Annotated in this window: 10 protein-coding genes; 7 read left to right on the plus strand and 3 right to left on the minus strand. The window is 50.7% G+C overall.

Annotated elements, in window-relative coordinates; genetic code table 11:
• Nucleotides 1-101: 101 nt before the first annotated feature.
• Nucleotides 102-518 carry a surface-adhesin E family protein gene (locus tag H6F76_RS08095; RefSeq protein ID WP_190451537.1) on the minus strand — a complete coding sequence of 139 codons (417 nt, stop codon included), beginning with the start codon at nucleotides 516-518 and terminating at the stop codon, nucleotides 102-104.
• Nucleotides 519-942: 424 nt separating this feature from the next.
• Here H6F76_RS08095 and yiaA point away from each other — a divergent pair, with 424 nt between their 5' ends.
• Nucleotides 943-1350, plus strand: a complete 408-nt coding sequence (yiaA, locus tag H6F76_RS08100) for an inner membrane protein YiaA (protein ID WP_190507311.1) — start codon at nucleotides 943-945, stop codon at nucleotides 1348-1350.
• Nucleotides 1351-1490: 140 nt separating this feature from the next.
• Nucleotides 1491-2438 carry an alpha/beta fold hydrolase gene (locus tag H6F76_RS08105; RefSeq protein WP_190507313.1) on the plus strand — a complete coding sequence of 316 codons (948 nt, stop codon included), beginning with the start codon at nucleotides 1491-1493 and terminating at the stop codon, nucleotides 2436-2438.
• A gap of 101 nt (nucleotides 2439-2539) precedes the next feature.
• Here H6F76_RS08105 and H6F76_RS08110 read toward each other — a convergent pair whose 3' ends face one another.
• The gene (locus H6F76_RS08110; protein ID WP_190507315.1) at nucleotides 2540-3889 is read right to left on the minus strand and encodes a DNA double-strand break repair nuclease NurA; all 1350 of its coding nucleotides are present in this window, start codon (nucleotides 3887-3889) and stop codon (nucleotides 2540-2542) included.
• A 707-nt stretch (nucleotides 3890-4596) separates the two neighbouring features.
• On the opposite strand from H6F76_RS08110, the gene pilM reads away from it, so the two are divergent.
• The 5 genes from pilM (at nucleotide 4597) to H6F76_RS08135 (ending at nucleotide 11896) form a co-directional block, all read left to right on the plus strand.
• Complete coding sequence (gene pilM / locus H6F76_RS08115) at nucleotides 4597-5712, plus strand: type IV pilus assembly protein PilM (protein WP_190451530.1); 1116 nt, start codon at nucleotides 4597-4599, stop codon at nucleotides 5710-5712.
• Nucleotide 5713: 1 nt separating this feature from the next.
• On the plus strand, nucleotides 5714-6538 hold the full coding sequence (locus tag H6F76_RS08120) for a PilN domain-containing protein (protein WP_190507316.1): 825 nt from the start codon (nucleotides 5714-5716) through the stop codon (nucleotides 6536-6538).
• Nucleotides 6535-7407 carry a hypothetical protein gene (locus H6F76_RS08125; RefSeq protein ID WP_190507318.1) on the plus strand — a complete coding sequence of 291 codons (873 nt, stop codon included), beginning with the start codon at nucleotides 6535-6537 and terminating at the stop codon, nucleotides 7405-7407. Before H6F76_RS08120 ends, H6F76_RS08125 begins: the two co-directional genes overlap by 4 nt.
• Nucleotides 7408-7568: 161 nt before the next feature.
• Nucleotides 7569-10001: an AMIN domain-containing protein gene (locus tag H6F76_RS08130; RefSeq protein WP_347275992.1), complete on the plus strand. Its 2433-nt coding sequence runs from the start codon at nucleotides 7569-7571 to the stop codon at nucleotides 9999-10001.
• A gap of 545 nt (nucleotides 10002-10546) precedes the next feature.
• On the plus strand, nucleotides 10547-11896 hold the full coding sequence (locus H6F76_RS08135) for a sorbosone dehydrogenase family protein (RefSeq protein ID WP_190507320.1): 1350 nt from the start codon (nucleotides 10547-10549) through the stop codon (nucleotides 11894-11896).
• A gap of 89 nt (nucleotides 11897-11985) precedes the next feature.
• Here H6F76_RS08135 and H6F76_RS08140 read toward each other — a convergent pair whose 3' ends face one another.
• Complete coding sequence (locus H6F76_RS08140; RefSeq protein ID WP_190507322.1) at nucleotides 11986-12774, minus strand: SH3 domain-containing protein; 789 nt, start codon at nucleotides 12772-12774, stop codon at nucleotides 11986-11988.
• Nucleotides 12775-12802: the final 28 nt, after the last annotated feature.

Here is a 12802-nt window from a genome sequence, read left to right on the forward strand (position 1 = left end):
GTGTCGGTGGGTTGAGCGCAGTCGAAACCCGATCTCTCAGTAGTGCTTAATTTAGCCCTCCTACTTATTTTTTACAGATTGGGTGTCGAGAATCTGTACAGCTAAGAGCCACAAGCTTTTTGCAAGATAGAAGCATCTATAGTATCAACTTTGACTGCTTCCCAGGCTGTAGTTTCTTTAAAGACTCTCATCGACTGATCATCAAAAAGAGCAATGAGCTGTTTCACTCTAGACTTCTTTTCTTTACAGGTATATTCCCGCGTCACAATAGTAGCAACAGTGCCATCTTCTTCTGGCTTCTGCCCGATTTCAAACGTTTTGATCTCGGAAACATTCCCTTTGCGTTTGATAGAGCTTCGATCAAGAAAAAACTTGTTTCCTGCATCACTCTCTGCGACAAAGAACCAATCCTCAGCTTGAGCAGCAGTGGCGAGAACAACAACGGTTGCTGTTAGGAAAAGCGAACAATAAACTCTCGAAATTCTCATACTTTTCAGCTTTTTAGTAACGAACGACATACCAGAACAACTAACTCACTTAATCACCAATTTGCACCGTACCAGAAGTGCAACAGTTTAATGGCTGGATCACTAGCGGCAGGCCTCGACCAACCGAAGCAGAAGCAGCTAAGCCACCTGGCACAGGCAAGAATTAGATGAAGAGGCTAGGTTTCCCTGCATTAACCTAACCGATAATATCGGCGATCGCGATGTTTTGCTTTTATTTGATCAAAGCCCTGGTTTGGATGGGTATATTGACATCAGATAGTTTTGTCCAGCACTAGAGAATAATTGCCACTTTTAGGAGTTCTGCCAGAGAAAGCCCTCCCAATCAAGCTTTTTCTCTGTCTTTCACAAAAGCGCCCCACCTGGCAGCGTAGATAGTTGAATATTTTTTGTACTAGCCTGACTCTCACTTACTCATACAGTAGGAGCATTCTGCATGAACACAAGACCTACACCCGCATTCGTCGCGGCATCATATTTCGCTCTAGCAGTGGGGATGGTTGCCTTCCTCATGGGGCTTTGGAACTCTTCAATGCTTTTGGATGAAAAGGGGTTGTACTTTACGCTTTTAATGTACGCCCTCTTTTCTGCAGTCTCGCTACAAAAGAGTGTTCGCGATCGCAGTGAAGGCATTCCAGTTACCAGTTTTTACTACGGGATTTGTTGGTGCTCCATCATTCTCTGTGTCGGGTTACTCTCTGTTAGTTTATGGAATGCCAGTTGGGCATTGAGCGAAAAGGGGTTTTATGGCATGGCTTTTCTGCTCAGCTTGTTTGCAGCAATTGCCGTTCAGAAGAATACCCGAGACTTAAGCACAACTTTGGATAGGCTAAAGAGCCGCTAGCCAAACAGGACTACCGTAAGCAGCGAAAAAAGCGCGATCGCCTCTCACTGTCGATCGTGTTGAGTATAGTTAAATCCTTGCCCTTATTGTCGATCGTGCTCAACTACTAGAATAAAGAAAAGTTCTTGTGAACAGAAGCGATGACAACTTCCCTGCATTGGCGACATCGGGTAGGCAATCAGCGCGATTGGGTTTGGCGCGGCTGGCAGACTCGCTACACCTACCTTCGAGCCGCGAAACCGGGGAGTACAACGCCGCTCATTTTGCTGCATGGGTTTGGTGCGTCGATCGGGCATTGGCGCAACAACCTGGATGCATTGGCAGAGCATCACACCGTTTATGCACTGGATATGTTGGGTTTTGGCGCCTCTGAGAAAGCCTGTGCATCCTATAAAACCGATCTGTGGGTCGAGCAGGTTTACGACTTTTGGCAAACTTTTATCCAAACTCCTGTAGTGCTGGTGGGAAACTCGATCGGCTCGCTAATCTGTATGGCTGCTGCTGCTGCTCATCCCGATATGGTTGCAGGCGTGGTGATGATCAGCCTGCCCGATCTGTCGATGGAGGAAGAAGCACTGCCGAAACCATTGCGTCCTTTCGTCGCCAGTGTCAAACGCTTGATCCTCTCGCCACTTTTGCTTAGAGCGTTGTTCCCCCTAGTGCGACGACCAAAGTTTGTGCGTACTTGGGCATCGATCGCCTACGCTCAGCCAACCGCTATCACTGACGAACTGATCGACATCCTTGCAGGACCGCCTCAAGACCGGGGTTCGGCTCAAGCCTTTGCCGCCATTTTTAGAGCCGTTACCGATGCGCGCTATAGTCCTCACATTAGAACCGTCTTACCGACGCTGACAGTGCCAATGCTGTTGCTCTGGGGACAGCAAGACCGCATGATTCCCAAACAGTTTGCCCGTCCAAGTCAGTACGGTGAGTACAATCCCAACCTCAAACTGATTGAACTCGAAAATGCGGGACATTGCCCCCACGATGAATGCCCCGAACAAGTGAACGAAGCGATTTTAGACTGGCTGGTTTCGTGGAAACTTAAGAGGGGTGAGGAGAGAATAGCAAAGGTAGAAGAGTAGGGCGGGAGCAGGGGGAGCAGAGGACATAACTGATAACGCTCCGGCAAGAAGGCGTAAAGCGCTACCCAGAACTTCCCTTGCCTCCTCTGCCTCTCATCCTCCTATGCAATGCTGCCGCGTTTTCTAGCTTCCTTGTAGGAAGTGCCAACGTTTTTCAAGCCAGCGCGAATCATTTGTTGTTCCAGAAGGGCGAAGAAACGGCTGCGATCGCCCCCCCTTACAACTGCCTGATTGTGTGCCTCTGCCAATGCCACTGGATAGCCATACCCTTTCTGCACCTGTGCCAACGTTAGACTAAGCGCTGTATCTAGCAAATTAGCATCTTCTGCAACCCAGGCAGGGAACTCAATGCGGGCGATCTCTGTACCGACATGGACATAGCAGAAGTAGATGTGATGGTTTCCGTAAAGCTCTAGAATGCGGGCAGAACTCCGCCAGAGAGGGCTGCGCTGTCCAGGTTTTAGCTCCATTGCCCACAGGGCTGCATCCTTCAGTGGCTCTAATACCTGACAGGGCGCATGAGCCAGTGGAAAGCCTTCACGATCGCCCAACCCACTACAGTGCGTGGGGCAATCAGGCGTATCGTAGGGGCAGGCTTGCAACCGCAGAAAGTTGAGCGCTTCCCCACTCCGCGAGGCGCTGATGTAGCCAACGAGTGGAATCCCCAGAGTGCGAAGTTTCTCCCAGGCATCTAGAATAGGCGGCAAGATGCGATCGCGTGCCTCCCCTGGCAACGAGTCGAGAAACCAGTAAATGAGAGAGCCATCGACCATTGCGAGGGATGGGGGAGTCGGGAGTCGGGAGTCGGGAGTCGGGAGTTGAGAGGTTCTGAGTTTTGAGTTTTGAAATGTTTTTGCCTCCGTATCTCCACATCTCCACGTTTCCGTGTCCTCTCTTACCTCCCCTGCTGCTTCCGCCTTCTGCCTTCTGCCTTCTGCCTCCTGCCTTCTAATCTCTTCTCCTAACTCTGCTAGCACGATCGCCTCCGACACGGTGCGCCGATAGCCCATCCATTCTTCGGTGCGGATGCCCCACTGGCGTGAGACGTAAAGATCTTCAGGACGGTAAAACACTTCGGGCAAGCTATCGAGCAGGGGAAGACGGTTTTGACCGTAATGCAGCACAATCCGCCCAACGTTGATGAGGTAGCAATAGGCAATTTCGTGGTGGCTGGGGGCGATTTGAGACCCATCAGTTGCCAAAACAGTGTGAGCCGCCGGTGGAACGGAAATACTGCCGCGCAGGTTGAGCGACTCGACTGGTGCGGCAGCGGTAAAGCTCAGGCGATCGCGCCAGGTCTGTTGCTGCTCAACTAACACATCCTGGTGTCGATGTGCCTGTCCTAACAGCGTTTGCGCTCGTTCTAGCCGCTGTTTGGTTGCCGTTGCTTCAAGCGTTAGCTGCTGACTGATGCCCTGCATTTGTTGGGCAAGCTTTGTGAGGTCAAGCATGGGGGAAAGGCGTAGGGGAGCATAGAGAATGGGCTTCGGCTTGAGCTTTCAACCTGCGCTCAAGCCGAAGGGCGCTCAACTGAACGGGCGTTAGGAGAAGTTTTGAGTTGTAAGTGATGGTGTCACTTATTATCGCTTTGTGGCGGAGTGAGGGTAGTCGGCAACAGGTGAAAAATTGAGTTTTGAGGGTTCTATTCTCCTCGAAGAGTGTTCTGCATTGCTTCCTCTGCCTTCCCTGCTCCCTTCTAGCTGCTGGTTGCGCACTCCTTGCGCCTCGCTCCGCTTCTTTCTTTACCTATTTTCCAAAATTTTTTGATCAACTCTCCAAAATATGTGTAACATCGCTGGTGAGTAAGTAAGAGCGCTAGAGAGGGAAAGTCTTTTTTCTGACGATCGCACCCTTCATTATTGTAGTAAGGGCAATGTATGATTGCTTTCAAACGTAGGGTCAAGACTGCGATTGATGGCTTTAATGATGGTTGCTTAAGACAAAAAGGTTTTTGCTTTCAAGCCTCCTTACCCAGCGCAGACTTTGGATCGTTTTTCTTTGTTGAAAAGCTGCTAAATTGGTGAATCTTTTTAAGGTTTATCTCTTTGTTTCTAAAGTGGTCGATCTGAACTAGATTGGGTATCATACCTAACACTAGATTCTGCTTGATTCGTTTTCATAAACTCGCCTTTAACTGTTTAAGTGAGTAGACAGCATTGTGGTTAACTCTCTGAGAAATCTGCTTCCTGGAAAGCCTAAGGGCATTGGTATTGAGCTGTCTCCCGATCGGATTAGCGTGGCTCAGCTACGCAAGCAAGGTCAGACGTTTAAACTAGAGGCTTTGGCAACGGTTCCTATGCCAGAGGGACTGTTTCAAGAAGGTCAAATTGTTGATGCTGCGGGCATGGCTGAACTTATTCAGTCAACGCTTGCAGAAAATAAACTCAAAATTAAGCGGGTTGCTACAGCAGTGCCAGGGGGGCGCGATACTGTTACCCGCATTATTCCAATTCCAGCAGAGCTGAATGATCAGGAACTGCGGGAAATGGTTCTTAATCAAGAAGCGGGGCTTTATTTACCCTTTCCACGTGAAGAAGCAGACGTTGACTATCAAAAACTAGGGCTGTTTGTTGACGAAGACGGCATTGAAAAATTTCAGGTTTTGCTGGTAGCGACACGCAAAGAAATTACAGATTCTTATGTTCGCACCTTTCAGCAGGCTGGCTTGCAGATTGATGTGCTGGAAATCAGCAGCTTTTCACTAATTCGCACCATTCGTGAGCAGCTACGGCAGTTTTCACCCCAAGAAGCAGTAGCGATTGTAGATATTGAGTTTGAGAGCACCGAAATCTCGATCGCGGTGGATGGCGTACCTCAGTTTTCTCGTACTGTACCGATCGGCACTTACCAAATTCAAAGCGCTTTGTCGCGGGCTATGAACCTGCCTCCGTCGAGAAGTACTGAGTTACTCCAGAGCATGACTATTCCCGTGAACCCGGCAGATGGGATGGGTAATCCTGGCAAGATGGGAGGCGGTAATCCAGGTGCAGCCGCTATGCTGCGGATTATTGGTGAACTGGCAGATGAGTTGCGGCGATCGATCGACTTCTACTTGAATCAGGGCGATAACCTGGAAGTAGCCCAATTGCTGCTAGCTGGACCTGGTGGCTCGATCGGTCAGCTCGACGAATTTTTCACGCAACGATTAAGTTTGCCAAGTAGTCAAATTGATCCGATTGCCGCGCTGGGTTTAGAAGTTGCTCAAGATGTACCTCTAGCCCAACGTCCAGGGCTAGGAGTAGTACTGGGCTTAGGTTTACGGGAGGCTAAGTAGGATGTACAGTCTAGACATTAACTTTCTCAACGATCGACCGGAATATAAACCGGAAGGCGCACGTCAGAAAACAAAGGCAGTCTCAACCGATAGTAAGCGACCGATCTTTGTTGGTGCGGCGGTAGCGGTCGCTCTGCTAGCAGCAGTCGGTGGCTCTCTGCTCTTCTTGCAGGCGCAAAACGCAACCCTTGAGCAACGGCAGTCTGAGTTAGCCAGCCAGCTCGGCGACTTAGAGGCTAAACAAAAGCAGATCGCTGCCATCAACGCCCAAACGCAAGAAATCAAAGCTGAAACGGCTGCGCTGGCAGGTGTGTTTAATCTGGTCAAGCCTTGGTCTGCTATGACGCAGGAGATGCGCGATCGTATCCCTCCTGGTGTACAGCTTTTAAGTATTACCCAATCAGTACCCACGGCTTCAGCAACGCCCCAGGCAGCACCAAGCCCAGGCGCGGCTCCCGCAGTTGTCAGTCCTCCTGGGTCAGTGCTTCAGATAGCGGGGATTGCTAATTCATTCAATGATGTCAACGACTTTTTGCTGGTGCTGCAAAAATCAAACTTTTTGAAAGCCGAGAATACAAAACTTGTGAAAGCGGAGCTGCAGAAAGAGGCTACTAGAGTTGAACCAGCCAGGCTGCAAAACTCTCAACAGCAGCAATTGCGAACCGAACAACTGCCGCTATTGCCTAGACAGGTGGCATTTCAGATTGAAACAGCTTTAAGCGATGTACCTGCCTCTGATTTGTTGCGCGAACTTGACCGTAAAGGCGCAGTTGGTTTAGTGACCCGTATTGAGAATTTGCAACGTAAGGGAGTGATTAAACCATGACCGCTGGCGGTGATTTTATCCCCAACGATCCAAATCTTGATACTGAACCCAGTTATCCAGTTATTTTTGGCATCGCACTGACACCCGTTATCATCGGCACATTGCTGGCAGTCGGTGGTCTTGCACTGGCAGCTTATCTGTTCTTGAATTTTGTGCAGCCTGCGCTGGAACAATACAACGTCTTAAAGCAGAAGGTGCAGGATCAGGAAGCGCAAGTACAGCAGGCAGCCGCGATCGCTAAGCAAGATGCTGAAGCAAGAGCTAACCTCGAAGCTGCTAAAAAACAGGGTGCTGATGTTTTAACGTTGTTCTCTAATGAAGCCACCCTTAACACACTGCTACTTGACTTAAACCGTCAAATTGAAACGCGGAACGCTGGTGTAGCCAGACTAGAGCGCGATCGATTAGCAGCTTGTCCGGCATGGGTGCGTAACAACGTTGATGAATTGCGAAGGAGTGGTGTAGAAGTGGCACGGAAAGCTTCATTGAGAGAATTTACACCTAATGCAAAAGCGTCAGGGGTTATTACTGACAGTGCTTACGGTTCACTTGTAAACAATAAGCTCAAGCGTCAGGTTGCAAATGTCGTCTTTGAAGGCAATGTTAACCAAACGCAAGCCATTTTCCGCAATATTGAGCGATTACAGCCGTTTCTTGTCTTCAAAGACGTGAAGATTGTCGTGGGTGACGGGACACAAGCCCCTACCACCGTGAATCGACTGTTTGAGGTTCGGGGTAACACAGTGCAATTTTTGCCGAACTGCCAGCCTGAACCAAAGTTGACCACAACCTTCACGCTAGAAGCTCTGTCGCCCTTAACAGCGGCAGAAAAACCAAAAGCTGCGCCTGCGCCTGCTCCCTCGCCGTAGCGTGATGAACGTCATAGTCTGACAAAAGTCATAGTCTGATGAAAAAAGTGTAATAAGGCAGCACGTTACCAAGTTGATTTCGTGACAGTTCATTTTTAGTATCAACAGCCCAAGCCCAGCATCTGTGCAAGCAATCTAACGATTTGAGTGAGGAAGGAACCGTGAAACAGTCTCTAGGATTTAATAGCATTGCGCTGGGTGGGGCAGCCGCACTGATAGCCATTCAGCCCGCACTAGCCGCACCGGTACAAGTAACAGGTGTGCAGCTTAATCGAACGGCATCTGGTGTTAATGTGACGCTGCAAACTCAGTCAGGTAGCCGTCCCCAGGTTTTTGCAGTGAATCGTGGCAATAGCTGGACGGCAGATCTGCCAAGTAGTCAGCTCCGTCTAACAAGCGGCAAGAATTTTCGTCAGGATAACCCAGCTCCAGGCATTGCGTCTGTAACCGTTGCGCCTTTAAGTGCCACTAGTGTCCGCGTTACTGTTGTTGGCAAGTCAGGTGCGCCGGTAGGACAGGTAGTGCGACCCGACAAGGGTGGTGTCTTATTAAGTGTAAGTCCGTTTGGTACGCAGCAAGCGGCAGCGCCTACACCGATTGCGGCAGGGGCAGGGGCAGCAGCAGCGTCTGCTCGCTCGTACTCAGTAATCGCGCAGCCACCAGCGTCTGCAGCTGGTCTAGCGCCTACAACAGCCCCGATCGCTGTCCCCTTACCAGAAAAACCTGCAGCATTGGCTCCCGCGCCCACTAATCGTGTGCCTATAAGCTCGCCAACTGTGATTAGTCAGGCACCTGTTACTCCAGCGCCTGTTGCCCCCGCGCCTATTACTCCAGCGCCTGTTGCCCCCGCGCCCATTCCGGCAAGCCCCACAGCCGTTCCTACCAACCGAACGGCTCCGCTGTTGCCCAATCCAGAGATTCAAGTTCGGGATGCGTCTGGGGCATTGGTACCTCCTGGTGTTGTAGGCGTTGCCCCACGTGCAGTACCGCCGCCAGCAGGGGATATTGCGACTGCTCAGGTTGATGCGTCTGGGACAACGATCGATTTAGGGTCTGCGGAACGAGTCCCTCGTCTTGTCTTGCGAGATGCTCCGGCGCGAGAAGTGCTGGGGTTATTGGCACGGGCAGCAGGGCTGAACCTTGCCTTCGTGGGTGATTTGTTAACCCAGGGTCAGGCAGGACAGCCAGCACCCGCAGCAGCCGGGCAGGCAGGCGCAGGTGCCAGCGAGGGACCGAGAATAACGCTAGATGTTGAAAATGAGCCAGTGCAAAACGTGTTTAACTACGTGTTGCAAATTACCGGCTTGGAAGCAAATCGCGTTGGACGGACGGTTTTTGTTGGACCGAAGCTGCCAAATACGGCGCGTAATCTTGTTGTACGGAGTGTGCGCCTCAACCAGGCATCTATTACAACTGCAATCAATTTTCTGGTAACGTTGGGTGCTGAAAGTGCGGTTAGCCGCGATCGCCTGGTGACCAACGCGGTAGCAACACCCGTTGGCACCCTGGCAGGTGGTGCTGGTGGTTCGGCAATCACACAGACGCAGACTGCCACCGAGTCTCGTATTGAGAACCAACGGGTGGAATATCAAGATTCCACACCACTGCTGCGCGGCTTGCAAATTTCTGGCGATGAGCGGACGAACCAGGTCACGCTAGTCGGTGAACCGAAAAAAGTTGGCATTGCGATCGCCCAACTCGCTCAACTCGATATCCGTCGTCGTCAGGTGACGGTTAACGTTCGCGTTGTGGATGTCGATTTACTCAGCACCGACCAGTTCTCTGCCAATTCGTCCTTCGGAATTATTGATAACACGCGTGCGGTACTGGATGCAGGTACCGCTGTCATTAACTTCGGTCGGACTGCACCTGCTGGTACAGGGCTTAATACTGGTACTGGTATAGCTCAACTCGGCTCGGCAGTCGGTGCTGGTATTGCCAGTCCCTTCAACTTCGCACGCAACTTCCTTCTCCAGCTACAGGCATCAATTTCCAGTGGCAATGCCAAGATTCTGACTGACCCAACATTGTTAGTACAAGAAGGTCAGACGGCAACAGTCAATGTCACTCAGGAAGTGGTCACTAACATTACCCAGCAAACTACTGCCACTGAAAACTCGACTCAAACCAATCTTACCGTTGAAAAAGGTCGTGCAGGTCTAATCTTGCCCATCAAGGTTGATCGTATTGATGACAATGGCTTTGTTTCTCTCTCCATTGCACCGTCGGTCTCGCGGATTGGTGAAACTATCGCCGTCAACCTCCAGGGGAGCGTTAATGAGATTAATCTCTTGAACGAACGTCGTCTAGAATCTGGGCAGGTACGCCTACGCGATGGGCAAACCCTACTGTTGACAGGCATTATTCAGGATGAAGACCGAGCCGATGTTACCAAAGTGCCAATTTTAGGCGACATTCCTATTCTCGGTGCCCTTTTCCGTCGGACAAACCGGACAAACCAGCGCCGGGAGGTTATTGTCATCGTTACGCCGCGTGTTCTGGATGATAGCCAGCAAGCGACCTTTGGCTACGGCTATTCACCCGGTCCAACCGTGCGTCAAGTGTTGGATGGCAATAATGGTAATAGGCAGTAAAGCTCTACTAGCCTTCCGCTAGCACCGCTTTGTTAAGACGGAGTGCAGGAGTTTCTCTTGCACTCCGTTCGTTTAATGTCGCTTCAAGTGGATCAGCCATCGCCTTCCTGTGAAGGGAGCAAGCGATGTAACGTGCTTCCCACAACAGCTGTATAGCAGTCTTAAATCAGTTGTGAGATTGAGAGGCTTTGTGAGAAAGGATTCAAGTGGAATCCTTTCTCACAATCTAGATAGGATCGCTATAGCAGTCGAAGAGAACATTAGGACAGACCTAAACCTTGAAACCTCCTTTAGGCAAGGGCTTCTATTCATCCTTCATCCTTTTGCTATAGGGGCTAGTAAGGTCACTTGTTTAAAAGACAACGGCTATCTTTGTACAGGCTGAATTTGTATCAGTGCCTTCGCGCTGGCATTGCCCTCTTTAATTCACCACAGTTTTACAGGCTTAGTTCGCTCCAGGTGTTCTGGTTCCCGTCTTACGGTGCTGTGCCAAAGGGGAAAAACATTCGCTAGCGTGGTAGGTAGTTTTTGTCTTTCAACCCGCCATGTATCGTTTGTCTTTCTTAGCAGTTTTAGGTCTTGCCCTGGTTGCTTGTCGTACTGCCGATACCTCGCGCGCTGCACCAACGGCTGACCCTGCGGCATCTGCTAAGGTCTCTGGGGCACTTAGCCAGACACAAGCAGCATCAACGCCAGCCGCAAAGTTAGTTAAGACAGAGGCTTTGTCGCCACAACCCATCAAAATTCTCCCTGACAGCCTGCCGCAACCCTACGCTAGCAGCAGTGCATCTAAATCGCCCAACGTCATTCCTATTCCGTCAACACCAACGCTAAAAGTTCCAGCTGGCTTTGTGGTTAGCGTTTTTGCGGAAGGTTTAGACCGTCCTCGTTGGCTGGCGCTAACGCCTACGGGTGACGTTCTGGTGACAGAAACGCGTCGGAACCGCATCCAGCTTTTGCGCGATGCTAATCAAGATGGCGTAGCCGAGGTGCAGAAAACCTTTGCTGACTCACAAAACGGCTTGAGTATTCCCTTTGGAATGTCATTTGGCAACTATGCCTTTTTCTTAGGAAACACTGCCTCTGTGCTGCGCTTTCCTTATACCAAAGGACAAGAGCAGCTTACTGGGACTGGTACAAAGATTACTGACTTACCAGGAGGTGGCTATAACCAACACTGGACGCGGAATGTTATCGTTTCGCCCGATCGCACAAAGCTCTATGTCTCGATCGGCTCTCAGTCGAATGCAGATGAAGAACCTTCACCACGAGCTTCCGTGCAGGTCATGAATTTGGATGGTTCCGATCGCCAAACGTTTGCCTCTGGTCTGCGGAACCCTGTTGGGCTAGCGTTTCATCCCACAACACGCGAACTCTATACCACTGTGAATGAGCGCGATGGTCTGGGCGATGACCTGGTGCCTGACTATTTCACCCGTATTCAGGCAGGGCAGTTTTACGGCTGGCCCTATGCTTACATTACGCCCGATCGCCTCGATCCAAATCATGTCCAAAATGGGCGTAGCGTTCGTCCTGACCTAGCCGCTCAAACTCGTACTCCAGATGTACTGTTTCAGGCGCACTCCGCCGCTTTAGGCGTACAGTTTTACAACGGTCAAACCTTTCCAGCCAGATACCGTAACGGAGCCTTTGTTGCCTTTCGGGGTTCCTGGAACCGCGATCGAGGCACTGGCTACAAAATTGCCTTTGTACCTTTTAATGCCCAAGGACGACCACAAGGTTATTACGAAGACTTCTTGACTGGCTTTCTAGTCAATCCCATGGGTCCCGATACCTGGGGTAGACCTGTGGGATTGTTAACCCTCCCCGATGGAAGTTTGTTGGTCACTGAAGAAGCGAATGGACGAATTTATCGGATTCAGTATCGGGGGTAAGCGATGAGGGGTGAAGGATAAAGGATGAGGGATAAAGTTTCTTTTGCTCCTTTTGCTCCCTCTGCTTCTTGCTCCTGCTACCGTCACCATTACTTTACTTCCATTGAGAAGGCATAGCGATAACCCTTAAAGTTGGACTCTAGCTCGATCGCGTAGTCGCCAGTCTGTGTAAGGGGTCCGCTCCAGGTGGATCGCCTGTCGTCTTTCTCATGCCCCAACAGCATAGTACCGTCTGGAGCAGTAATCATCGGAAACGGTCCACGATCGCGGTTAATTGTCAGTGTTTGACCCTGCTCAACGGGGAAAATGTAGCGGTGGCTGCCTGTACCGACGAAGCGATCTGCCACTTGCACGGGGTCGTTGGCATCACTCAGGCTAATACGCTCTACTTTTTCGTTGCAGCTATTCGTTGTCTGCCGCTTGGAAATCCAGCCTTTCAATGGTGTTTTGATTTGGAGCCAGCCGTTTTGGTCAGATGCGATCGTTACTAGCGTCCCGTTCTTCAGTTGACCAACCACATTATCGCCCTCGGTTGTGGGTGCCGAACGAACGTTTAGCGGCGGCTCAGGGTCATTAACCAATGCCATTTTGACTACGCAAGACTCAACGGTGCGGTTGGCAGCACTCGTCCGGTTGTCACTAGCCGTCTGATTTGCTGGCTCGGTTGTTTGCTTCTGTATCATTGTTTTTGGAGTCGAAGCAGGGGAAGGACTGGGAGAAAGGCTGGGAGAGGGGCTGGCTGGTGCGGTCAGCGGAGACGCACTGATTGGCTCTGGTGGCTCTGTTACCGAAGATTGAGAACAGGCAACCGTTAGTCCGGCAAGTGCTGCTAACGAGATGGCACCTGCTACAGCCAGCACAGAAGCATTAGGTTTCATAGAAGAGGGTTCCTGGAAGATGTATCTA

The organism is Leptolyngbya sp. FACHB-321 (genome assembly GCF_014695975.1).
Classification (GTDB): Bacteria; Cyanobacteriota; Cyanobacteriia; order Leptolyngbyales; family Leptolyngbyaceae; genus Stenomitos.

What these genes read in the sequence shown, in the direction of transcription:
- H6F76_RS08095 (WP_190451537.1), bottom strand. Translation starts at nt 518, where the DNA reads ATGTCGTTCGTTACTAAAAAGCTGAAAAGTATGAGAATTTCGAGAGTT.
- yiaA (WP_190507311.1), top strand. Translation starts at nt 943, where the DNA reads ATGAACACAAGACCTACACCCGCATTCGTCGCGGCATCATATTTCGCT.
- H6F76_RS08105 (WP_190507313.1), top strand. Translation starts at nt 1,491, where the DNA reads ATGACAACTTCCCTGCATTGGCGACATCGGGTAGGCAATCAGCGCGAT.
- H6F76_RS08110 (WP_190507315.1), bottom strand. Translation starts at nt 3,889, where the DNA reads ATGCTTGACCTCACAAAGCTTGCCCAACAAATGCAGGGCATCAGTCAG.
- H6F76_RS08120 (WP_190507316.1), top strand. Translation starts at nt 5,714, where the DNA reads ATGTACAGTCTAGACATTAACTTTCTCAACGATCGACCGGAATATAAA.
- H6F76_RS08125 (WP_190507318.1), top strand. Translation starts at nt 6,535, where the DNA reads ATGACCGCTGGCGGTGATTTTATCCCCAACGATCCAAATCTTGATACT.
- H6F76_RS08135 (WP_190507320.1), top strand. Translation starts at nt 10,547, where the DNA reads ATGTATCGTTTGTCTTTCTTAGCAGTTTTAGGTCTTGCCCTGGTTGCT.
- H6F76_RS08140 (WP_190507322.1), bottom strand. Translation starts at nt 12,774, where the DNA reads ATGAAACCTAATGCTTCTGTGCTGGCTGTAGCAGGTGCCATCTCGTTA.